The organism is Bacillus sp. FSL H8-0547, assembly GCA_038002745.1.
Taxonomy (GTDB): Bacteria; Bacillota; Bacilli; order Bacillales; family Bacillaceae; genus Bacillus_P.
Genome location: JBBODD010000001.1, coordinates 3,956,380 through 3,977,721, shown reverse-complemented (window position 1 = coordinate 3,977,721; position 21,342 = coordinate 3,956,380). Strand labels below are relative to the sequence as shown.

26 protein-coding genes are annotated in these 21,342 nt (G+C 44.0%); 15 read left to right on the top strand and 11 right to left on the bottom strand.

What is annotated here, in order from left to right; all coding sequences use genetic code 11:
• Positions 1-6 precede the first annotated feature (6 nt).
• Both MHB63_20050 and MHB63_20045 read left to right on the top strand, forming a co-directional pair.
• A complete protein-coding gene (locus MHB63_20050) occupies positions 7-366 on the top strand; it encodes a response regulator (protein ID MEK3808825.1) in 360 nt (119 codons plus the stop codon).
• 97 nt (positions 367-463) lie between these two features.
• Positions 464-943 carry a CcdC protein domain-containing protein gene (locus MHB63_20045; protein ID MEK3808824.1) on the top strand — a complete coding sequence of 160 codons (480 nt, stop codon included), beginning with the start codon at positions 464-466 and terminating at the stop codon, positions 941-943.
• 38 nt (positions 944-981) lie between these two features.
• On the opposite strand, the gene MHB63_20040 is transcribed toward MHB63_20045, so the two are convergent.
• The 6 genes from MHB63_20040 to MHB63_20015 form a co-directional block, all read right to left on the bottom strand.
• The gene (locus MHB63_20040) at positions 982-1,407 is read right to left on the bottom strand and encodes a DUF2621 domain-containing protein (GenBank protein MEK3808823.1); all 426 of its coding nucleotides are present in this window, start codon (positions 1,405-1,407) and stop codon (positions 982-984) included.
• 71 nt (positions 1,408-1,478) lie between these two features.
• The gene (locus MHB63_20035; GenBank protein ID MEK3808822.1) at positions 1,479-1,673 is read right to left on the bottom strand and encodes a hypothetical protein; all 195 of its coding nucleotides are present in this window, start codon (positions 1,671-1,673) and stop codon (positions 1,479-1,481) included.
• A 185-nt stretch (positions 1,674-1,858) separates the two neighbouring features.
• Positions 1,859-2,002: a YflJ family protein gene (locus tag MHB63_20030; GenBank protein MEK3808821.1), complete on the bottom strand. Its 144-nt coding sequence runs from the start codon at positions 2,000-2,002 to the stop codon at positions 1,859-1,861.
• Between the two features lie 247 nt (positions 2,003-2,249).
• Positions 2,250-2,444: a hypothetical protein gene (locus MHB63_20025; protein ID MEK3808820.1), complete on the bottom strand. Its 195-nt coding sequence runs from the start codon at positions 2,442-2,444 to the stop codon at positions 2,250-2,252.
• A gap of 296 nt (positions 2,445-2,740) precedes the next feature.
• The gene (locus MHB63_20020) at positions 2,741-3,142 is read right to left on the bottom strand and encodes an Hsp20/alpha crystallin family protein (GenBank protein MEK3808819.1); all 402 of its coding nucleotides are present in this window, start codon (positions 3,140-3,142) and stop codon (positions 2,741-2,743) included.
• 922 nt (positions 3,143-4,064) lie between these two features.
• Positions 4,065-4,211 carry a small acid-soluble spore protein P gene (locus tag MHB63_20015; protein MEK3808818.1) on the bottom strand — a complete coding sequence of 49 codons (147 nt, stop codon included), beginning with the start codon at positions 4,209-4,211 and terminating at the stop codon, positions 4,065-4,067.
• Between the two features lie 128 nt (positions 4,212-4,339).
• On the opposite strand from MHB63_20015, the gene MHB63_20010 reads away from it, so the two are divergent.
• Positions 4,340-4,603, top strand: a complete 264-nt coding sequence (locus MHB63_20010) for a hypothetical protein (GenBank protein ID MEK3808817.1) — start codon at positions 4,340-4,342, stop codon at positions 4,601-4,603.
• A 32-nt stretch (positions 4,604-4,635) separates the two neighbouring features.
• Here the strand turns inward: MHB63_20010 and sspO are convergent, their stop codons facing one another.
• Positions 4,636-4,785: a small acid-soluble spore protein O gene (sspO, locus tag MHB63_20005; GenBank protein MEK3808816.1), complete on the bottom strand. Its 150-nt coding sequence runs from the start codon at positions 4,783-4,785 to the stop codon at positions 4,636-4,638.
• Between the two features lie 243 nt (positions 4,786-5,028).
• On the opposite strand from sspO, the gene acnA reads away from it, so the two are divergent.
• The 7 genes from acnA (at position 5,029) to MHB63_19970 (ending at position 10,001) form a co-directional block, all read left to right on the top strand.
• Complete coding sequence (gene acnA, locus MHB63_20000) at positions 5,029-7,755, top strand: aconitate hydratase AcnA (protein MEK3808815.1); 2,727 nt, start codon at positions 5,029-5,031, stop codon at positions 7,753-7,755.
• Between the two features lie 126 nt (positions 7,756-7,881).
• Positions 7,882-8,406, top strand: coding sequence for a redoxin domain-containing protein (locus MHB63_19995; protein ID MEK3808814.1), 525 nt, complete (start codon positions 7,882-7,884; stop codon positions 8,404-8,406).
• A gap of 104 nt (positions 8,407-8,510) precedes the next feature.
• Positions 8,511-8,642: an FbpB family small basic protein gene (locus MHB63_19990; GenBank protein MEK3808813.1), complete on the top strand. Its 132-nt coding sequence runs from the start codon at positions 8,511-8,513 to the stop codon at positions 8,640-8,642.
• A gap of 66 nt (positions 8,643-8,708) precedes the next feature.
• Entirely contained in the window at positions 8,709-8,852 is a 144-nt protein-coding gene (locus tag MHB63_19985; protein MEK3808812.1) for an acid-soluble spore protein N, read from the top strand.
• 73 nt (positions 8,853-8,925) lie between these two features.
• The gene (gene tlp, locus MHB63_19980) at positions 8,926-9,156 is read left to right on the top strand and encodes a small acid-soluble spore protein Tlp (GenBank protein MEK3808811.1); all 231 of its coding nucleotides are present in this window, start codon (positions 8,926-8,928) and stop codon (positions 9,154-9,156) included.
• A 99-nt stretch (positions 9,157-9,255) separates the two neighbouring features.
• Complete coding sequence (locus tag MHB63_19975) at positions 9,256-9,678, top strand: thioesterase family protein (protein MEK3808810.1); 423 nt, start codon at positions 9,256-9,258, stop codon at positions 9,676-9,678.
• Positions 9,679-9,680: 2 nt separating this feature from the next.
• Positions 9,681-10,001, top strand: coding sequence for a hypothetical protein (locus tag MHB63_19970; GenBank protein MEK3808809.1), 321 nt, complete (start codon positions 9,681-9,683; stop codon positions 9,999-10,001).
• On the opposite strand, the gene MHB63_19965 is transcribed toward MHB63_19970, so the two are convergent.
• From MHB63_19965 to plsY, 3 genes are all read right to left on the bottom strand, one after another.
• Positions 9,995-10,297 carry a HesB/YadR/YfhF family protein gene (locus tag MHB63_19965; protein MEK3808808.1) on the bottom strand — a complete coding sequence of 101 codons (303 nt, stop codon included), beginning with the start codon at positions 10,295-10,297 and terminating at the stop codon, positions 9,995-9,997. The genes MHB63_19970 and MHB63_19965 overlap by 7 nt on opposite strands.
• Positions 10,298-10,356: 59 nt before the next feature.
• A complete protein-coding gene (locus MHB63_19960; protein ID MEK3808807.1) occupies positions 10,357-11,484 on the bottom strand; it encodes a CapA family protein in 1,128 nt (375 codons plus the stop codon).
• A 99-nt stretch (positions 11,485-11,583) separates the two neighbouring features.
• A complete protein-coding gene (plsY, locus tag MHB63_19955) occupies positions 11,584-12,168 on the bottom strand; it encodes a glycerol-3-phosphate 1-O-acyltransferase PlsY (GenBank protein MEK3808806.1) in 585 nt (194 codons plus the stop codon).
• Positions 12,169-12,280: 112 nt separating this feature from the next.
• Here plsY and MHB63_19950 point away from each other — a divergent pair, with 112 nt between their 5' ends.
• From MHB63_19950 to parC, 3 genes are all read left to right on the top strand, one after another.
• A complete protein-coding gene (locus MHB63_19950) occupies positions 12,281-12,688 on the top strand; it encodes a CoA-binding protein (GenBank protein MEK3808805.1) in 408 nt (135 codons plus the stop codon).
• Positions 12,689-13,141: 453 nt separating this feature from the next.
• A complete protein-coding gene (gene parE / locus MHB63_19945) occupies positions 13,142-15,106 on the top strand; it encodes a DNA topoisomerase IV subunit B (GenBank protein MEK3808804.1) in 1,965 nt (654 codons plus the stop codon).
• A gap of 3 nt (positions 15,107-15,109) precedes the next feature.
• Positions 15,110-17,533 carry a DNA topoisomerase IV subunit A gene (parC, locus tag MHB63_19940; GenBank protein MEK3808803.1) on the top strand — a complete coding sequence of 808 codons (2,424 nt, stop codon included), beginning with the start codon at positions 15,110-15,112 and terminating at the stop codon, positions 17,531-17,533.
• A 192-nt stretch (positions 17,534-17,725) separates the two neighbouring features.
• Here parC and MHB63_19935 read toward each other — a convergent pair whose 3' ends face one another.
• Positions 17,726-18,034 carry a hypothetical protein gene (locus MHB63_19935; protein ID MEK3808802.1) on the bottom strand — a complete coding sequence of 103 codons (309 nt, stop codon included), beginning with the start codon at positions 18,032-18,034 and terminating at the stop codon, positions 17,726-17,728.
• A 185-nt stretch (positions 18,035-18,219) separates the two neighbouring features.
• On the opposite strand from MHB63_19935, the gene MHB63_19930 reads away from it, so the two are divergent.
• Both MHB63_19930 and MHB63_19925 read left to right on the top strand, forming a co-directional pair.
• Complete coding sequence (locus MHB63_19930) at positions 18,220-19,629, top strand: alanine/glycine:cation symporter family protein (GenBank protein ID MEK3808801.1); 1,410 nt, start codon at positions 18,220-18,222, stop codon at positions 19,627-19,629.
• Positions 19,630-20,004: 375 nt separating this feature from the next.
• Positions 20,005-21,336, top strand: coding sequence for a cytochrome ubiquinol oxidase subunit I (locus MHB63_19925; GenBank protein MEK3808800.1), 1,332 nt, complete (start codon positions 20,005-20,007; stop codon positions 21,334-21,336).
• Positions 21,337-21,342 lie beyond the last annotated feature (6 nt).

Below are 21,342 nucleotides of genomic sequence, written 5' to 3'. Positions count from 1 at the left end.
GCTTGCATGGCCAGAGTGCTAATTGTTGATGATGCCAAATTCATGAGATTAACCTTATCAAAGATTCTCGCATCCAAAGGACACGAGATTGCAGGAGAAGCGGAGAATGGCGCCGAAGCAGTCAAACTTTATGAAGAACTTAAACCGGACCTCGTCACGATGGACATTACGATGCCGGAAATGAACGGAATCGAAGCTTTGAGAGTGATAAGAGAAATGGATCCCGCTGCCAAAGTCATTATTTGCTCGGCAATGGGCCAGCAGAAAATGGTGGTAGAGGCCATTGAAGCAGGAGCAAAGGATTTTATTACGAAGCCATTTGATGAAACAAGAGTAAACGACGCGGTTTACCGCGTTCTGGGGTAAATTGCATGGAACGGCCATCTTTTGTGTAAAGAGATGGTTTTTTATTTGCTTCAGTAGTATATTATAGTAGTAACCATTTTAAAAAGGATTGATCACATTGGTCATTTTCTCAACAATTGCTGCTGTTATCATGGCTCTTGGCGTCATGATGATCCGCATGAGAGCTTCTAAGAAACCCGCAAGTGCCAGAAAGATTATCCTGCCGCCGATTTTTATGAGCACGGGAGCGTTAATGTTTCTGCACCCGATGTTCAGGGTGACGCCGCTTGAATTCCTGGAAGCGATCACACTGGGGTTCTTTTTCTCCATCTTTCTTATTAAAACATCAAATTTTGAAGTCAAGGAAGATAAAATCTACCTGAAGCGTTCAAAAGCCTTTGCATTTATATTAATCGGGCTTCTCGTTATCAGGATTGCACTTAAATTTTATTTGAGCAACAGCATTGATGTCGGTGAATTGAGCGGCATGTTCTGGATTCTTGCTTTCGGAATGATCGTTCCGTGGAGAATCGCCATGTATCTGTCTTTCAGAAAGCTTGAAAATCAGCTTCCTCCATCGAACATTCAGGCAACATAAAAACCCGCCGGGCTCATAAATTTGAGCCAGCGGGTTTTTTAAAATAATGCCCTGTACGGGGTATGATCAATATCTTTCTCTTTAAGACGCTTTAAAAGAAACTTATGGTCGCGCTTTGGAGTAGCTGTTATATATCCGCGAATCACAAGGTCCTGTGTAATAGTTCCCGCATTTTCCTGAAGTGCCAGCTCGCCGATTTTGCCTGCAATTTTAGCCCGGGCTACATCCCTGAAAAGTTCAGGAACCGGCTCGACCAGATCCTCAAGGAGCTGCTTTTGGCTTGTATTCCATAAGTGCCTCGTCTGTTCAATATAATACGCTTCCCAATCAAGATCTGATTTTCCGTCTTCTTTAGGCAAGCGCTTTAAAAATTTCCGGAACATGAAAAACCCGCCTATTGCGAGCATGCCTGCAAGAAAAACGACCCAAAACAGTATGAACCATAGAAACCAGCCGTCAAGCATAGTTGTAACCCCCGTCCGTCAATCAATCTGCTATTATTATACACCAGGGGAAATCGCTTGAAAAGGCTGTCTCAGCCGGAATGGACCTGCTTTGAAAGCTCAAGAAGGGATTTTTTGACGGCTGTCAGTTTATTGCGGTCCTTGCCCGTTGACAGGTGGCCCAGCAGTTCGGCATGAGCGATATAGACAGAGCGTTTATAAGACAAATCGACCCTGATCGTTCCACAATTTGTCGGCAAATACAGAATTTCATACAATAATGTCATAAACGCTCCTCCTAGAAATGGCGTTTTCTTTCTATTATATGATTAAATCAGCCTATAAAAAAGAATTATTTTCATATTTTTGTAAAAATTTGTAGGGTAATTCAGGTATTTTGACATAAAAGAAAAGACTTCCTGTCAGCAGGATGTCTTTTTTTGCGAGAAAAACGGATGTGCAAAGGCTTTATTTATTTCTCTAGTGCCTGATCATACAAATTCCGGAGGACAAACGTTTTGTACATTTTCAGTTTTCTTCTCTCAATCGGGTGCCTGGTGATTCCCATTTCTCTGAGTGCTTTCACATACCATCCCTTGGAGCCGTAATAAGCCATAAGCATACCCCTTTTGTCTTTTAGAAAAAAATATGTTTTGCCATCCGTTTTCAGAACGGCAGTGACAGAAAAAAGAAACATTTAAGCCCTGTCAACATACGCTGAAAGATAGGGGGTTTCTTAAATGGAAAAGTTCTATTGCACAAACTGCATGCTGCTCCTGGAACAAAGCAAAATGTGTCCTCGGTGCGGAAATCAGCTGATCAAAAAAATAGAAATCAATGTTCAGGCCCAAAGCACCAAACCTTCAAAAAAACCATCTGAATTGTAAACGCGGCATCTGTTCGGATGCCGTTTCATTTTCCTCAGACGGCTGTTCGGAATCCTGAACGGTTTTGCTCGCTTCATTCGAAGACATGCGGATACAATTGCCGAAATTGACTGTGCCGCCAGTAATTTCGTTGATCACAAGATTTTTAATATAGACTCCCACTGCAAACACTCTCCTTCTTCCTTATACATATGCCGGACAAGAAGGACTTGTCTGAGCAGAAACCTACAAAATGACACTTTCTGCGCAGTTTTTGGCGGGGAAAACAAAAGCGCAAGCGCCTTGGTCAGATCCGATAGGCAGAAAAGAATCCGGTGTAAAAGTCCGGGTTAGACTTTTTGACGGATTTGTTCTGACAGAGGATTTAGGCGCTTACGCTTACCGAGGATAACTTTCTTATGTTTTCCACAGTCTTTTACTCTTTATAATTTTCTGGTGTAACAATAAAAAAGCAAGCACAGCTTGCTTTAATGAGCAAATTGAACAGGGATATATGAGCTTTTGCGTGAGCAGCTGCCTTCTTTAAATATCTTTACTTCAAGAATATCATTTGAAAAAATAGCCTCAATCTTTTTATTCTCAAGTGAAAAGGGAAGTAGAACGGATCTCTCCAGCTGATCTGATTCTGTCGTCTGCCCGGCAGTCTGTGCTGTGATAATGAGCGTTTCCCGGCTAGCTCTAATCTGTATATCTTCCGGTTTTACCTCTGCGAACTCTGCCTCAACAATGTATTCCTCGCTTGTTTCAAACAAATCCACCCGGAAGGATCTGCAATCAAGGAGGGCAGAGAACGGGTCTGTGAAGAACTGGTTCATCCAGTCTTCGATACAGCTCAAATCAGATGGTTTTGAACGCTTTTTTTTGTCCATCTCATGTTGACCTCCAAAAACCATGCTACTTTCATTTTATTCAGCTCATTATCAGGACGTGAATAGAAGACAGATTGTGCAGAAATGCTGTGAAGCTGATATGCGGAAGGCAGTGCAACAGTTAATTGCGGGGCTCTTTCTATAGTTCAGTTTATTTCCTGCTGCTGTTGTTCATGCCTGGCATAAAAAGAAAAATTGCACGAACGGATGGGCCGTTTTGTGCAATTTTATAGTTGCTGTATTTGGTGGGAGCTGGAGGGGGGAAATGATTGTGGTTTGCACATTGTCCAGGTGCATCTCTCAACTCATCTTTCAGAACAAAATCCCTGAAAAGTCAAAAGCGGACTTTTTAAGGGGATATCATTTCTATGCGTAGAAGTTAAGAAGTGATTATGCTCATTGCGCTCTGCACATTGTCCAGCTCCAGCGCTCAACTCCTCTGTCAGATCGGAACCATCGGCAAAGGCAAAAAGCGCCTTTACCGCTGTTTCCTTATCTGACTCCCGGAGCTAAACGAGCTCTTCCGCTTTTCGGTATTGTCCAGCTCCGCCTCCTAGTCCTTCCGTCAGAACAAAATCACCGAAAAAGTCAAAAGCGGACTTTTTAAGGGGATATCATATGTATGCTTAGGAGTTAAAGACGTCTTTTGGTTCATTGCGCTATGCACACTGTCCAGCTCCGCCTTCTAGTCCTTCTGCCAGAACAAAATCTCCCAAAAAGTCAAAACCGGACTTTTCGGGAGATTTCTTATCTATGCTTAAGAGTTAAAGGCGTCATTACGTTCATTGAGCTCTGCACGTTGTCCAGCTCCAGCGCCTAACTCCTCGGCCAGAACGGCTCCGCCGAAAAAAGCAAACCCGGCTTTTTCCGGCGGAGCCTTTTCTGTCCTTCGGAGCTAAGCAAGGCGCTTCCGCTTTTCTAATCACATATCATGATGCGAATGATTTTTTTGCCTTGTGTGGTTGCGGTTTTTTACTTTTTTGGATCCGTCCAGCGGTTCGGGCTGGCCGGGGTTGTTTCCTTTTGGTGCGTTCTTGTGCATGTCTTTGCTGTTGTTTTTGTTTGTCATTAGTGTCACCTTCCTTTATCTATATCATGATGCAATGGCAGGTCCTTCATGCAAAAGGGAGGCTGTATAATATGACCATTGAAAAACCAAAATAAAGACAGATTCAGCCACTTTAAGGAGGGAAAATCATGCCTTATCATAAAAATAAACAGCAGGCGTTTCAGGCCGCACAGCAGGGGACTGCACAGGCGGAGAATATGTACCAGCAGCTTTCAGCAGAAACACCGGATTACGGGATTCAGCTCAGTCATTTGAAAGAAGAGATCAACGAAGCTTATGAACAGATCAACAATGCGCTTGAAGTTGCATCAGAGACGCAGAGGGAAACACTTGAACAATACAGAAGAGATTTGTCAAAGATTGTTGCTGAAGTAAATATTGAAGAACAATAAACAAAAACGACGGAAAATCCGTCGTTTTTTGTTTATTGATTAGATTTGCGTTTCTTATTATTCTGCTTCTGCGCTGCTGATAGAGGCTCATTTGAAAATTCTTCGTTGTATCCTGCCCCTTTTCCTTGAGCGGAAGCTGCATTCATGCCTTCATTTGCATGGTTAGCCTTGCGTTTGGCCATAACTGTCACCCCCATGCTGATAGTGTTTGTTTTCTTTTAAAATTGATGTGCGCGGTTACAATTCTTTCTATTGAAAAAGATCTGAAGTTTACAACTATAAGAACTACTTATGTACTTTGATAACAGCATTGTTATTTACTTATGTTAAAACATGTATTAAGATGAACATGTGCGAAGTAATTGGTGGGAGAGACCGAGGTTTCGACACAAACGTCGATTTTGATTTAAAAGGGGAGAAAACATATGACGAAACAAGAGCAATTAGCACATCACGATGTTTTCCAAGCGCGTAAAAGTTTTACAGTAGGCGGAAAAACATACAACTATTATTCATTAAAAGCATTAGAAGATGCAGGAATCGGCAATGTTTCCAAACTGCCGTATTCCATTAAAGTTCTGCTTGAATCTGTTTTGAGACAGGTAGATGGAAGAGTTATTACAAAAGAGCACGTTGAAAACCTTGCAAAATGGGGCACAGCTGAGCAAAAAGAACTTGATGTGCCATTTAAGCCATCACGCGTCATCCTTCAGGATTTTACAGGCGTTCCTGCCGTTGTTGACTTGGCATCCCTCAGAAAAGCAATGGCTGACATCGGCGGAAATCCTGATGTCATCAATCCAGAGATTCCGGTTGATCTTGTCATTGACCACTCTGTTCAAGTTGATAAAGCCGGTACATTGGACTCTCTTCAATTTAACATGGAGCTTGAGTTCGAGCGCAACGCAGAACGCTACCAATTCTTGAGCTGGGCTAAGAAAGCGTTTAACAACTACCGTGCGGTTCCTCCTGCAACAGGAATCGTTCACCAGGTAAACCTTGAGTACCTTGCAAATGTCGTTCACGCTGTAGAAGGTGCAGACGGCACATTTGAAACATATCCGGATTCACTTGTAGGAACAGATTCTCATACGACAATGATCAACGGCATCGGTGTTCTTGGATGGGGTGTCGGCGGAATTGAAGCTGAAGCAGGCATGCTTGGCCAGCCTTCATATTTCCCGGTTCCTGAAGTAATTGGCGTTAAACTTACAGGTAAAATGCCAAACGGAACAACGGCTACAGACCTTGCACTGAAAGTGACTCAGGTCCTCCGCCAAAAAGGCGTAGTAGGCAAATTCGTGGAATTCTTCGGACCTGGCGTACCGCAGCTTCCGCTTGCAGACCGCGCGACAATTGCCAACATGGCACCAGAGTATGGCGCAACATGCGGATTCTTCCCGGTTGACGGCGAATCACTTGAATATATGAAGCTTACTGGCCGCGACAGCGAGCTTGTTGATATGGTTGAGGCATACTGCAAAGAGAACGAACTTTTCTTCTCGCCTGATGTGGAGCCTGCGTACACTTCGGTTGTAGAAATTGACCTTGCAGAAATCGAGCCGAATCTTTCAGGACCTAAACGACCTCAGGATCTAATTCCTCTTTCTGCTATGCAAAAATCGTTCCAGACAGCTCTTGCTGCACCTGCCGGAAATCAGGGCTTTGGTCTTGAAGCTGCAGAAGCAGGAAAAGAGATTTCTGTTACGCTTGCAAACGGCGAAGTGACAAAAATGAAGACTGGCGCGATTGCGATTGCTGCCATTACAAGCTGTACAAACACATCGAATCCTTATGTTCTTGTAGGTGCAGGTCTTGTAGCGAAAAAAGCGATTGAAAAAGGAATGAAGGTGCCGGCTTACGTAAAAACTTCTTTAGCTCCAGGCTCAAAAGTTGTTACAGGCTACCTTGAAAATTCCGGCCTTCTGCCATATATGAACCAATTAGGCTTCAACGTTGTAGGGTACGGCTGTACGACTTGTATCGGAAACTCAGGTCCGCTTGCTGATGAAATTGAAAAAGCGGTTGCTGAAAACGATCTACTAGTTACATCCGTTCTTTCCGGAAACCGTAACTTTGAAGGACGCATCCATCCACTGGTAAAAGGAAACTATCTTGCTTCTCCGCCGCTTGTTGTGGCATATGCACTTGCAGGCACAGTGAACATTGACCTTAAAAATGATTCACTTGGAAAAGACAAAGACGGAAATGATGTCTTCTTTGATGACATCTGGCCTTCTATGGATGAGATTAATGAAATCGTTAAGCAAACGGTAACTCCTGAACTGTTCAGACAGGAATATGGCCGTGTGTTTGACGACAATGAGCGCTGGAATGCCATTCAGACAACAGATGAGGCTCTTTACAAATGGGATCAGGATTCTACTTACATTCAGAACCCTCCATTTTTCGAGAACCTGAATCCGGAGCCGGGTCTTGTTGAACCGCTCAGAAATCTCCGCGTTGTAGCTAAGTTTGGTGACTCTGTGACAACAGACCACATTTCACCGGCAGGTTCAATCGGAAAAGACACGCCTGCGGGCCGCTACCTGCAGGAAAAAGGCGTAAGCCCTAGAGAGTTTAACTCATACGGTTCACGCCGCGGTAATCATGAAGTGATGATGCGCGGTACATTTGCCAATATCCGCATTAAAAACCAAGTAGCACCTGGAACAGAGGGCGGATACACTACGTACTGGCCTACTGGTGAAGTAACGTCCATTTACGATGCATGCATGAAGTACAAACAAGACGGTACAGGCCTTGTTGTTCTTGCCGGCAAAGATTACGGAATGGGAAGCTCACGCGACTGGGCTGCTAAAGGCACAAATCTTCTTGGCATTAAAACGGTTATTGCTGAAAGCTTTGAACGCATTCACAGAAGCAACCTTGTATTCATGGGCGTTCTGCCGCTCCAGTTTAAACAAGGCGAAAATGCTGAAGTGCTTGGTTTGACTGGAACTGAATCAATCGAAGTGCTGATTGACGAGACGGTTAAGCCGCGCGACCATGTGAAAGTGAGAGCGACTGATGCAGAAGGCAATGCAAAAGAATTTGAAGTGCTTGTCCGCTTCGACAGCGATGTTGAAGTTGACTACTACCGCCATGGCGGAATTCTTCAAATGGTTCTTCGCGAGAAGATCAAAGGCTGATGATAAAGAGGGCGGACTTCCGCCCTTTTTTATTTTGTTCAATTCAGTTGTTCTTTTGAAAAAGAGATGATTTAATGAAAAAGAGACTTGTCCATTTGGGCACAGCATATACATAAACAGACAAGCATGCACCAAGGGGGAAAAACGGTGAAGAGAATACTTGCCATAGGACTGCTCGTGTTTTTGGCAGGCTATGCCGTCTGGTTTGCCATATTGCAAGAACCTGAAGAAGGACTTGAAATAGGCAACAAACCGCCGGAATTTGAAATGGAAACACTTAGTGGAGAGACCGTTACGCTTGATGATGTGAAAGGCAAAAAAGTAATGGTGAATTTCTGGGCGACATGGTGTCCGCCGTGCGAAGCGGAAATGCCGGAAATGCAAAAGCTGCAGGATGAGCATAAGGAAGAACTGGTTGTTCTGGCTGTAAATATGACGAACGCCGAGAAAAGCCTCGATGATGTGGAAACGTTTATTTCAAAGCGGAAATTAACGTTCCCTGTGGCACTTGATAAGGATGGCCGCGTCAGCATTCAATATGAGGTTTATTCCTATCCGACGACCTATTTCCTTGATGAGGAAGGCAGCATACTGAATATATCAAGAGGAGCGATGACAAAGGAAACGATGGAAAAACTTCTGGAACTGTAGGGACTGTTCATAACGAACAGTCTTTTTTCGTTTTTTTAAAAAATCCGCGATTAATTTACAGATTATTGGAAATAATGGATGTAATACATATGGAGGTGTACTGCATGAGAAAAATGAAAAAAATGACGTTTGAAGAGTTAGTGTTCGAAAATAAAAAAGAGCTCATGAAAGATCAGGAAGCTCTTGATAAGCTTGAGGAAAGAGTCGAGCAGCGTCTGCTTGACAAGCTCAGCTAAATCCAACACTTGGCTGTCATGTTCGCTTTCTCTCTGGAGAAGATAATGGAGAGGAGGCGAGTGACCATGACAAATTCAAATGACAAACAAAGCCACTTTACCCCGAACCATATCGGAACAAAGTCAAGAGGCTTTGGCGGGAATAAGGGAAAACAGATGCAAAATAAATCGAATGAACATGCACAGGTTATGCAGACTAAAGGAGAGTAATCAAGTTATCATAATTTTATTATGTTAACTAATCAGCTCCATTTTCCATCATCTTAGAAAAGGAAGTGTTCATATGGCCTATAAAGCAAATCCGGATGATCGCTCTGATAACGTAGAAAAATTGCAGGACATGATTCAAAATACAATGGAAAACATTGATAAATCCCAGGACAGCCTGCAATTTTCAAATGAAGAGGAACGTGCGCGCATTGAAGCAAAAAATGAGCGCAGAGAAGAGAGCATACAGGCTTTCCGTTCTGAAATTAAAGATGAAGCTTCTGCGCGAGAAAACGGTTATAAGTAACCGTACAGGAGACGGCTCTGTGCCGTCTCTATTTTTGTGCGAAAAAAAAGCTTATGGTATGATAATGGATATTCATGGTGTGATTAGGAGAGGAACTAGATGCTTGTTTCAAAAAAAGAAATAGAAGTAAGATATGCAGAAACAGATCAGATGGGCGTTGTCTATCATGCCAATTATCTGATCTGGATGGAAGTAGGAAGAACAAAACTTGTTCAGGACCTTGGCTTTTCTTATGCTGAAATGGAAAAAGAGGGCGTTATTTCACCTGTTATCGACCTGCAGGTCCGCTATAAAAAGCCGCTTACATATGGAGATGCCGTGACAGTCCATACATGGATTGAAGAGTACAATGGATTTAAAGTAGCTTATGGCTACGAAATGTACACTCCCCAGGGAGAGCTTGCTCTTCAGGCGGTATCCAATCACGTGTGTGTAAAAAAGGACACATTTAAACCCATTCAAATCAGAAAAGCTTATCCTGAATGGCATAAAGCATACGAGAAAGCGAAAAAGAAGGGATAACCTTGGCATTCGGGATAAATCGGGGCGAACTTAACGAGTGGAAGTCGCAAGTGGAAAAAGGTGAAATCGCCTTTCTTACTCATTTCTGGATGGATCCGCGCTTCAAGAACTCGCATGCTGTCACAAAAGCAGGATGTTCTGACGTGGGCAAACTAATCAGGTGGGGAGAAAGATACGGGCTGAAAAAAGAGTGGATTCATGACTACAAAAACCTGCCGCATTATGACCTTATGGGGGAACTGCAGCTCAGAGTTCTGAAGGATAATGGGCTGAGCAGCCATATTGAGCGGTTTCATCTGAAGAAAAAACCCGCGGATCATTGATCTGCGGGTTTTTTATAGTCAAATACAGGTTCGCCTCTATCATGGTCATAATCGACAATCAGATCATTCTGATCAAAGTACCAGACATCGCTTTCCTCGATGAAAAACGTGATGCCGTTCTTCTCTGTTTTGGCACCGGCTTCTTTAGGGGAGTCTTTGACAACACCCAGCGAAAAACCTTTTTGAATGGTGCTGCTGCCGCCATATCTCACAAAGAAGCGAAAAGAGTCCCCGCTTTCGATGTTCATTTCTTCCTGATACCATTTTACAGCTTCGTCACTCATATGTATTTTCATGAAAGCTTCACTCCTTCTCTCATACTTTACCACGAAAAAGCAAATCAAAACGCATTTTTTTACTCGCTTTGGTTTAAGTATTGAAACATATGCTCCTGAATTTCTTTATTTTGGGCAGCATTGACGTTTTTCAGTTCTTTTACACGGTATGTGCGATTGTTCTGGCTCACAACAATCGTCGGCTCAAAGGATGGTTCATCGAGCTGGATCTGCTTGTTTCCATTCTCCGCTTTTTTGCTGATTTTAATGGAGAAAATTCCGCCAATATCCTTATAGTCGCTGACTTGTCCCGAAAGGAAGTTTCCGAGAGAGTAGACGACAAAAGTTCTGTTCCCGTCCTGTCCATTTACCCATTCCATTGGCTGCAGGACGTGGGGATGGTGGCCGATGACAAGGTGAACGCCCTCATCAGCCAAAAAACGGGCAAGCTCCTGCTGTTCTTCGTTCGGGAGCCTGATATATTCAACTCCCCAGTGCATGCTGACGATGACCGCATCTGCCTGTTTTTTCATTTCCTGTATTTCCCGTTTCATTTTAGTCTTATCAATCAGGTTCACAAGGTGGGGTTTTCCTTCTGGTACCGGAATGCCGTTTGTTCCGTATGTGTAGGCGAGAAATCCAAGTTTAATGCCGTTGACATTTAAGATTCTCGGCTCTTCAGCATCTTTCGGACTGCGGTAGGAGCCAACATAAGGCATCTGAATCTCGTCGTAGCGCGCCGTTGCATTTAATATCGCTTTTTCTCCTCTGTCAAGCGTGTGGTTATTCGCTATCCCTGCAATATCAACCCCTGCATCCTGAAAAGCGTCAATCACCTCAAAGGGACTGTTAAAAGAAGGGTAGGTAGACAGCCCGATTTCTGTCCCGCCGATCATCGTTTCCTGATTGGCAAATGTGATGTCGGCCTGTCCGATCAGAGGTTTTACATCTTTGATCATGGGCTTAAAATCGTATGTACCTGAAGGCTGTTTTGCATCATTGTATACTCTGCCGTGTATGAGAATATCTCCGATTGCAGACAATGTCAGCTCAGACTGAAACGATTTTGACTGATGCTTTGTCTGGATGGTTTGATGAAGCTCCACTTTCTTTTGAGGGGCTTCAGCGGGGTCTGCTGCCAGGAAAAAGGCAGCTGTGCCCATTGCAGCAATGGCTGCAGCGGCTGTAATAATCCATTTTTTCTTCATGATGGTATCTCCTAAAAGGTTTCTTTTCCTTCATCATATACGAAGTGCTCAAAAAAGAAAACGTTTTACGGAAAACAGAAAAAGCCGCCAGGGGCAGCTTTAAATCCATTTTACTTTAGGTTCTGTTTTTTCTTTAATGCGTTTAATGTTTGCACGGTGGCGGTATATAACAAACAGGGCCAGCACACTGACAACGGACGTCAGAATGACATCACCGTAAAAGATGCTGAAGACGACTGCATAGATGCCCGTCAGCATGGACGACAGAGATACATACTTCGTCAGGTAAAGGAAAAGAAAAAAGACCGCAAGCATCGTAACAAACATCAGCGGTGCCGAGAAAAGCAAAATGCCGCCTGAAGTAGCAACGGCTTTTCCGCCTTTAAATCCTGCAAAAACCGGGTATGTATGGCCGATGACAGCGAATACGCCAATCAGAAGCGGGTGAACACCTTCAAATCCGAAAAGAACGGGCAGAGAGGCTGCAAGTGTCCCTTTCAGAATATCTGCGGCAGTAACAAGCAAACCGGCTTTAACCCCAAGCGTTCTAAACGTATTCGTACCTCCAAGGTTGCCGCTTCCATGTTCGCGGATGTCAATTCCGTATCCCGCTTTGCCTACAATCAGGCCTGAAGGAATGGAACCCAGCAAATAAGCTAAAATAATAATGGCAGCAATGAACAATGGATCCGCTCCTAACACTTTAAAAATAGATAATCTTATTTTATCATGTAACTAGCACTTAAGACTACGTCATAAAAAGAAAAAACCAAAAAAGGAGTGTCCAAAGATGAATATAGAAATCCCATCAAGAGAAGAAATCGGCAAGATTTTAAAGAAAAGCAGGCGCATTGCTGTTGTAGGATTGTCCGATCAGCCTGACAGAACGTCTTACATGGTCAGCAAAGCTATGCAGGATGCAGGGTATGAAATTATTCCGGTAAATCCTATGGTTAAAGAAGTGCTGGGAGTAAAAGCAGTCAGTTCTTTAAAAGAAATCGACGGACACATTGATATTGTAAATGTATTCAGAAGATCCGAACATCTCCTGGCTGTGGCAGAAGAGTTTCTTGAGGCAGACGCGGATGTGTTCTGGGCGCAGCTCGGGCTTGTAAATGAGGAAGCCTACAAGCTCCTTAAGAATAAAGGATATACCGTCATTATGGACCGCTGTATTAAAGTTGAACATGCTTTAACAAAATAAAAAAATCACATGGGCCATGTCCCATGTGATTTTTTTGTCCGTCCCACACCATCAACACAGCGGCAAACGGGCCGATAAATAGCTATGAGAGGAATGCTTTCCCCTTTTTTTGCATATCAGATGAGATTCAGCCCAATACTGGATAAAAATGATTGTTATCGGACGCGTCTATTAAGGTGAGAGCAAATTCAACATTTTTCCAAAAAATTTTCAATTTTGCCGTACATCTGCTAAGATTTAGTTTGCGAATCTTACGGCAGCAGATAAAATATAGCATAGGCATTTATTTTTATACGCTGTCATTTCTAATCAATGGTAAACTTAAAAAGAGTAATAGGTAAAGGCTTGTCACGCTGTCCGGATGTAAGATACAATAGATGCAAACGTACGTTCTTGTTTGCGGGACAGTTTATTATCAGCGGCACTTGTTTTTTTGAAAGGAGCTTAAATCGTTTGAGTAAGCAGCAATTTGAGTACAATGATGATGCGATCCAAGTATTAGAGGGGCTTGAGGCTGTGCGCAAAAGACCGGGGATGTATATCGGCAGCACGGATGCAAGAGGGCTGCATCACCTCGTTTATGAAATCGTGGATAATTCCGTCGATGAAGCACTCGGCGGATTTGGCGACCATATCATTGTCAAAATACATAAAGACAACAGTATATCTGTTACAGACAAAGGCCGGGGGATGCCAACCGGCATGCACAAACTCGGAAAACCAACAGCGGAAGTCATCATGACTGTTCTCCATGCAGGAGGAAAATTCGGTCAGGGAGGCTATAAAACCAGCGGCGGACTTCACGGTGTAGGTGCATCGGTTGTAAATGCCCTTTCTGAATGGGTGACTGTCACCATTCACCGCGATGGATTTACGTATCAGCAGCGGTTTGAAAATGGAGGGAAACCAGTTACAACGCTTGAGAAGATCGGGAAATCAGCCAAAACGGGCACAATTATTCACTTCAAGCCGGATCCCGTTATTTTTAGTACAACGACCTATAATGCAGAAACATTAAGCGAGCGCTTACGCGAATCAGCCTTTCTTTTAAAAGGCTTAAAAATAGAACTGATTGACGACCGGAATCAGACGAAAGAAGTCTATCATTATGAAACCGGAATTGAAGCCTTTGTATCCTATCTTAATGAAGAAAAGGATTCCCTTCATAACGTCGTTTTCTTCGAAGGGATGCAAAACAGCATTGAAGTGGAATTTGCCTTTCAGTTTAATGATGGCTATTCGGAGAATATTCTCTCTTTCGTCAATAACGTGCGCACGAAAGACGGCGGCACACATGAAGCTGGATCGAAGACCGCAATGACACGCGCTTTTAATGAATACGCCAGAAAAACAGGCATTTTAAAAGAAAAAGATAAAAATCTTGATGGATCAGACATACGCGAGGGCCTCTCTGCTATAGTTTCTGTCCGTATACCGGAAGAGCTTCTTCAGTTTGAAGGACAGACCAAAGGTAAGCTTGGAACGAGTGAGGCAAGATCAGCGGTAGATGCTGTTGTTTCAGAGAACCTTGCCTATTTTCTTGAGGAAAATCCGGAAACGAGCACGCTTTTAGTCAGAAAAGCGATTAAGGCCTATCAGGCAAGAGAAGCTGCCAGAAAAGCGCGGGAAGAAGCAAGAAGCGGGAAGAAACGAAAGCGGTCTGAAGCGACGCTGAGCGGGAAGCTGACGCCTGCACAATCAAGAAACCCCCAGAAAAATGAACTGTACCTGGTGGAAGGAGACTCTGCGGGAGGCTCAGCAAAGCAAGGGAGAGACCGGCGTTTTCAGGCAGTTCTTCCTCTGCGCGGAAAAGTGATTAACACTGAAAAAGCGAAGCTTGCGGATATTTTCAAAAATGAAGAAATCAATACCATTATTCATGCGATCGGCGCAGGTGTCGGTGCAGATTTTCAGGTGGACGACTGCAATTACGACAAAGTTGTCATTATGACGGATGCCGACACAGACGGCGCCCATATACAGGTGCTGATCCTTACTTTCTTTTACCGTTATATGAAACCGCTGATTGAAGCGGGGAAAGTGTTTATTGCCCTGCCTCCCCTGTACAAGGTGAGCAAAGGCACCGGAAAAAAAGCCGTCATCGAGTATGCGTGGTCTGATGAAGAACTTCAGGGCGTACTGAAAAAAGTCGGCCGTGGATATATGATCCAGCGCTATAAGGGTCTTGGCGAAATGAATGCTGATCAGCTCTGGGAAACAACGATGGATCCTGCAACAAGAACGCTTATCAGGGTGCGTATAGATGATGCTGCACGTGCTGAGCGCCGGGTAACAACTCTTATGGGAGACAAAGTAGAGCCGAGAAGAAAATGGATTGAAAGCAATGTCGCATTTGGGCTTGATGAAGAAACAAATATTCTTGAAAACGAAAACTTATCCGTCACAGAGGAGGAATAACAGATGACACAACAAGAAAAATACCGCGATCTCCCTCTTGAAGATGTGATAGGTGACAGGTTCGGCCGCTACAGCAAATACATCATACAGGACCGAGCGCTGCCTGATGCCCGTGACGGGCTGAAGCCTGTGCAGCGCAGAATCCTGTATGCCATGCATGTTGACGGCAATACAAACGATAAAAACTTCAGAAAATCAGCAAAAACAGTCGGTAATGTTATCGGTAATTATCATCCTCACGGAGACACATCTGTTTATGATGCCATGGTAAGGATGAGCCAGGACTGGAAAGTGCGCAATCTCCTGATTGAGATGCACGGCAACAACGGAAGCAATGACGGCGACCCGCCTGCTGCGATGCGTTATACAGAGGCGCGTCTTTCACCGATTGCATCTGAGCTTCTAAGGGATATCGATAAACGGACAGTAGAATTTGTGCCGAACTTCGATGATACAAGCAGTGAACCTCTTGTTCTGCCTGCCATGTATCCAAATCTCCTTGTAAACGGGTCAACAGGTATATCAGCGGGTTACGCAACAGACATTCCGCCTCACCATCTTGGAGAGGTCATTGATGCTGTGATGAAACGCATTGACAAACCGGACTGCACAGTTGACGAACTCATGACTGTCATAAACGGCCCTGATTTTCCGACCGGAGGCATTATTCAGGGAATTGACGGCATCAAGAAAGCTTATGAAACTGGTAAAGGGAAAGTCATTATCCGGGGAAAAGCGGAGATTGAAAGCGTCAGGGGCGGCAAACAGCAGATTGTCATCACAGAAATTCCATTTGAAGTAAATAAGGCAAACCTTGTGAAGCGCATGGACGAGTTCCGGATTGAGCGAAAGCTTGACGGCATTGCTGAGGTCCGTGATGAAACTGACCGGACCGGAATGAGGATTGTCGTGGAACTTAAAAAAGACGCTGATGCACAGGGAATCCTGAATTACCTGTACAAAAACAGCGACCTGCAGGTTCCTTATAATTTTAATATGGTGGCCATACATAACAGACGCCCGACACTCATGACGCTGCCTGCCATTCTTGATGCTTATATTTCGCATCAGAAGGAAGTCATCACAAACCGCTCCAAATACGACCTTGAAAAGGCCAAAGAGCGCCAGCATATCGTCGAGGGACTCATTAAAGCCCTGTCTATCCTCGATGAGGTGATCGCTGTTATCAGGGCATCCAAGGACAAACGGGATGCAAAGGATAACTTAATTGCAAAGTTTGCGTTTACAGAAATTCAGGCTGAAGCCATTGTATCCCTTCAGCTTTACAGATTAACAAACACGGATATCACGGCTCTTCAAAATGAAGCGAAAGAGCTTGATGAAAAAATAGCACAGCTTCTTGATATCCTGAACAATGAGAAAAAACTGTATCAGGTGATCAAAACAGATTTGAAAAAAATCAAAAAAACCTATGCGGATCAAAGACGCTCTGTCATTCAGCATGAGATTCAGGAAATAAAAATCAACCTTGAAGTAATGATTCCGTCAGAAGACGTCATTGTTACAGTAACAAAGGACGGCTATATCAAACGTACGAGCAGCCGTTCATACTCTGCATCAAACGGCCAGGATTTCGGCATGAAAGAAACAGACAGGCTGCTCGGGAAATTTGACATTAATACAACCGAAACCATTCTGCTGTTCACGAGCAAGGGCAATTACATCTATTGTCCGGTTCATGAAATTCCTGATATCCGCTGGAAGGACCTCGGCCAGCATATTGCCAATCTTGTCAGCCTGGAACGGGATGAACAGCTGATAAAGGCCATGCCTGTTAAAGATTTTGAAGCCGCGCAGTACCTGCTCTTTGTCACAAAGAACGGGATGGTCAAAAAAACCGAACTGAAATTGTACAAGGCCCAGCGGTACTCGAAAGCGTTAATGGCTGTCAATCTTAAAGGCGATGACGAGTTGGTCAATGTATTTATGACATCCGGAAACGATGATCTGTTCCTCGCGACGCAGTTCGGATATGGATTGTGGTTTGCTGAAGAAGAAGTCGGCATTGTGGGCGCAAGAGCAGCAGGAGTAAAAGGAATGAATCTGAAAGAGGGAGATACAGTAGCAGGCGCTGCGGTTTTCCCTGCAGGAAACATTCCACAGATTGTCATTGTCACACAGCGGGGCGCTGCAAAGAAAATGTCGTTTAAAGAATTTGAAAAGACTTCAAGAGCCAAGCGGGGATTAATTATGCTGAGAGAGCTGAAGAACAATCCTCACAGAGTCGTTGGCATGCACCTTGTCAATCAGTCGAGCAAACTGATGCTGAAGACAGAAAAAGGGCATACAGAAGAAGTTCACGCAGCTCAGCTGCGCGCAAATGACAGGTACAGCAACGGATCCTTCTTTATCGATGAGGGAGATTCCGGGTCAGTTAAAGAAGTATGGGTGCCAGTCACCCAGTAAATGAAAAGACATCCCTTTCATTAAAGGGATGTCTTTTTTGCGTCTTATTTATTTTTAGAGAAATATTCAGTAAACGCGTGCATAATCTCAATTCCCTGATACAAAAATAGACTGAAGGCCGTTAATGAAAAACCAGTCACCATAATTAGTCTCATCCAGAACATCGCATTTCCCTCCTTTTTTAAAAAAATTCTAGGGTCTTAGCGATGTACGGCCATAATAGGAGGACTGGTAAAAAACAGACAGCAGAAATTTCTTGAACAGGCCTGCTGAAGCTGACAAAGCAGCAATCACAGCGGCCGCTAAAAGTACAGGTATCAAGCTTGACTCGCTTTGATCCATGCTGAAAGGCATTTTCTCGTATTCAGCTTTATCCGCTGTAACCAGCTGAACATGCTCTTCAACATCAAAAGCCGGTGTCTTTACGGGATGATGCTGCACATGCGGCGAAACCCCGGTCAGGAGAAGGACAATGAGAAATAGAAAAATCGTCTGTCTCATAACATTCCTCCTTTTAAATCGTGCAATCGAATATACATAATCATAACGCAAAAAGACGGATTCGAACAGTGGAAACTTTTTTCGTTTTTACTGTGCAAAACGACAATTTCTGATATACTCTAACTTTGTGATGTTAGGAAGCCTAACATGAAGTTAGAAAATTTATTTTTTTCAGGAGGTTTAATATGGATTTTTTAAATGGAATGATTTCCGGAGGGAATACAATTCTGTGGTCATACTTGCTGATCTATATGCTTGTAGGAATTGGTTTGTATTTCACAGTCCGTTCAAGATTTGTCCAATTCCGCTACTTTGGCGAAATGTTCAGGCTTCTAAAGGAACCTGCAATGGTATCCAAAGAAGGCAAGAGAGGCATTTCGTCCCTGCAGGCATTCTTTATCAGTGCAGCATCAAGGGTTGGCACCGGTAATTTAGCGGGAGTAGCTATTGCCATTGCCGTCGGAGGACCGGGTGCGGTTTTCTGGATGTGGCTGATTGCGCTTGTAGGAATGGCTTCAAGCTTTGTAGAAAGCACACTTGCGCAGGTCTACAAAGTAAAAGACGGAGATCAATTCCGCGGAGGCCCTGCTTACTATATGGAAAAAGCGCTGAAGGCAAGGTGGATGGGCATCCTTTTTGCCGTTTTAATAACGTTATGCTTCGGACTGATTTTCAATGCTGTTCAGGCCAATACCATTGCTCTTGCTTTTGACAGTGCATTTGCTGTGGATAAAACGGTTATGGGCATCATTTTGGCTGTCTTCACCGCACTAATTATTTTCGGCGGTCTGAAAAGGGTAGCTGCAGCATCCCAGATCATCGTGCCTGTTATGGCGCTGATCTACATAGCTGTTGCTCTTGTCGTTGTTATTATGAACATTACAGAAGTGCCGAACGTCATCGCCGTCATTTTTGCAAATGCTTTTGGATTTGAGCAGGCAGTAGGCGGAGGTATTGGCGCTGCAGTTGAAAACGGAATTAAAAGAGGACTGTTCTCGAATGAAGCGGGTATGGGAAGTGCACCGAACGCTGCTGCTACGGCAAACGTTTCGCACCCTGCTAAACAAGGTTTCATCCAGACGCTAGGCGTGTTTTTCGACACGATTATCATCTGCAGCACAACAGCATTCCTGATTCTTCTGTTTGACACTACACCGGATCCTTCGCTGGACGGTATTCAAATTACCCAGGCAGCTTTGCAGTCTCACATCGGAGACTGGGCAGGCACGTTCCTGGCTGTAGCGATTCTGCTGTTCGCATTCAGTTCGGTTATTGGAAACTACTACTACGGGGAAACAAATATTGAGTTTTTAAACGGAAGCAAAACCGTTCTGTTTATCTACCGTTTAGCAGTAGTCGGGATGGTTATCTTCGGGTCGGTATCAGGTTTCCAGCTTATTTGGGATATGGCTGATCTCTTTATGGGTCTTATGGCCGTTACGAACCTTATTGCCATTGCCATCCTTTCAAAAATTGCATTTGAAGTGCTGAAAGATTATGCACGCCAGCGCAAAGAAGGCAAAAATCCTGTATTTAAAGCAAGCTCCATCAAAGGACTTAAAAATACCGAATGCTGGGGAGACGATGAGGTTTAACCTCTGAATACGAAGCATTAACGGATTCATCCACTGCTAAAGCACACCTTTCAGTTTCTGAGTGGTGTGCTTTTTCTTTTGAAAAGCGGAGGCCGGCAGATGGGGAGGAAGCAGAATTTTTATAGAGAAGGCATAGGGGCTTTGTCAAATGTCCTGCTGTAAAAACAGCGAAGAGTTTGTGAAAATGTGAACAAACTTTATCAATTCATGTATTTCTATCGTTTTACAGATGAATTTGGGCTAAACTAATCAGTAGAAGCAGATCATTCCATTTATTTATGTGAAAACATTCACAAACACTTGTTTTAATTTTCCTGATTAGAGGAAAAGAATGGATAAACTGCTATTTATTGCGTGAAATAGGGGGGAACGAAATTGTTTGAGTATGATCCGGTATTGTACAGCAGAATTCTGACAGGCTTGACACTTGCATTTCATACGATTTTTTCCACACTTGGAGTAGGTGTGCCGCTGCTCATTGCTCTTGCAGAGTGGATTGGCATCAGGCGAAATGATGAACATTATCATCTGCTTGCAAGGAGATGGGCAAGGGGCTACATCATCACAGTGGCTGTCGGGGTTGTTACAGGAACTGCAATAGCCCTTCAGCTCAGTCTGCTGTGGCCGAACTTTATGCAGGTTGCAGGCCAGACAATCAGTCTGCCGCTGTTTTTGGAAACTTTCGCATTTTTCTTTGAAGCTATTTTTCTTGGTATCTACCTTTATACATGGGATCGCTTCAAAAAGAAAATCTACCATTTGCTGCTGCTGATTCCGGTGGCTCTCGGAGCGACGCTATCGGGTTTCTTTATTACGACTGTGAATGCTTTTATGAACGCTCCGCTTGGATTTAATATGGAAAACGGAGTTTTGACTGGTGTAAACCCGCTGCTTGCGATGTTTAATCCGGCAACGCCGACAAAAATGGCGCACGTGCTGTCTTCAGCCTACTTAACATCTGCCTGTGTGCTGGCTGCCATTGCCGCATTTATGATTCTAAGGGGCAGAAAGCATGTTTATTACAAAAAAGCACTCAGACTTTCTATGACTGTGGCTTTTGTCTGTGCAATAAGTACAGCCGTTATTGGCGATCTATCAGGAAAATATTTGGCAGAGTACCAGCCTGAAAAGCTGGCTGCTGCAGAATGGCATTTTGAAACAACAGAAGAAGCATCATTAATTCTTGGAGGAATCCTTGATGAAAACAACGAGGTCAAGTATGCACTTGAGATTCCCTACGCATTGAGCATTCTTGCGCACGGAACTCCGGATGCAGAGGTGACGGGGCTTGAAGAGTTCCCGGAAGAAGAATGGCCGCCGCTGATTGTCCATTATTTCTTTGATCTGATGGTTGGAATCGGCATGTTTTTGGCGTTTGTGTCCTTCCTGTACATGGTCATGAGATGGCGGAAAAAATCTAATGAGCTGAACCGGATTCTATTGTGGCTGATTGTCAGCACGGGTCCTCTTGCCATGCTTGCCATTGAAGCGGGGTGGTTCTTTACAGAAGAGGGCAGACAGCCTTGGATCTTAAGAGGCTACATGACAACGGCGGAAGGTGCCACGACATCAGGCTACGTTGACATCATGCTGTATTTGTTCATCGCCCTGTACGCGGTGCTTGCTGTATCAGCCGTTGCTGTGCTTCGCCGTACATTCAAGGCAAATCCCGCTGAGCGCGAGCTTGAAAAATTAGGATTGAAATAGGAGAGG

Coding starts and splice junctions, on each gene's coding strand:
- MHB63_20050 (MEK3808825.1), top strand. CDS start 7: ATGGCCAGAGTGCTAATTGTTGATGATGCCAAATTCATGAGATTAACC.
- MHB63_20040 (MEK3808823.1), bottom strand. CDS start 1,407: ATGCTTGACGGCTGGTTTCTATGGTTCATACTGTTTTGGGTCGTTTTT.
- MHB63_20035 (MEK3808822.1), bottom strand. CDS start 1,673: ATGACATTATTGTATGAAATTCTGTATTTGCCGACAAATTGTGGAACG.
- MHB63_20030 (MEK3808821.1), bottom strand. CDS start 2,002: ATGGCTTATTACGGCTCCAAGGGATGGTATGTGAAAGCACTCAGAGAA.
- MHB63_20020 (MEK3808819.1), bottom strand. CDS start 3,142: ATGGACAAAAAAAAGCGTTCAAAACCATCTGATTTGAGCTGTATCGAA.
- MHB63_20015 (MEK3808818.1), bottom strand. CDS start 4,211: ATGACAAACAAAAACAACAGCAAAGACATGCACAAGAACGCACCAAAA.
- MHB63_20010 (MEK3808817.1), top strand. CDS start 4,340: ATGCCTTATCATAAAAATAAACAGCAGGCGTTTCAGGCCGCACAGCAG.
- sspO (MEK3808816.1), bottom strand. CDS start 4,785: ATGGCCAAACGCAAGGCTAACCATGCAAATGAAGGCATGAATGCAGCT.
- acnA (MEK3808815.1), top strand. CDS start 5,029: ATGACGAAACAAGAGCAATTAGCACATCACGATGTTTTCCAAGCGCGT.
- MHB63_19995 (MEK3808814.1), top strand. CDS start 7,882: ATGCACCAAGGGGGAAAAACGGTGAAGAGAATACTTGCCATAGGACTG.
- MHB63_19990 (MEK3808813.1), top strand. CDS start 8,511: ATGAGAAAAATGAAAAAAATGACGTTTGAAGAGTTAGTGTTCGAAAAT.
- MHB63_19985 (MEK3808812.1), top strand. CDS start 8,709: ATGACAAATTCAAATGACAAACAAAGCCACTTTACCCCGAACCATATC.
- tlp (MEK3808811.1), top strand. CDS start 8,926: ATGGCCTATAAAGCAAATCCGGATGATCGCTCTGATAACGTAGAAAAA.
- MHB63_19975 (MEK3808810.1), top strand. CDS start 9,256: ATGCTTGTTTCAAAAAAAGAAATAGAAGTAAGATATGCAGAAACAGAT.
- MHB63_19965 (MEK3808808.1), bottom strand. CDS start 10,297: ATGAAAATACATATGAGTGACGAAGCTGTAAAATGGTATCAGGAAGAA.
- MHB63_19960 (MEK3808807.1), bottom strand. CDS start 11,484: ATGAAGAAAAAATGGATTATTACAGCCGCTGCAGCCATTGCTGCAATG.
- parC (MEK3808803.1), top strand. CDS start 15,110: ATGACACAACAAGAAAAATACCGCGATCTCCCTCTTGAAGATGTGATA.
- MHB63_19935 (MEK3808802.1), bottom strand. CDS start 18,034: ATGAGACAGACGATTTTTCTATTTCTCATTGTCCTTCTCCTGACCGGG.
- MHB63_19930 (MEK3808801.1), top strand. CDS start 18,220: ATGGATTTTTTAAATGGAATGATTTCCGGAGGGAATACAATTCTGTGG.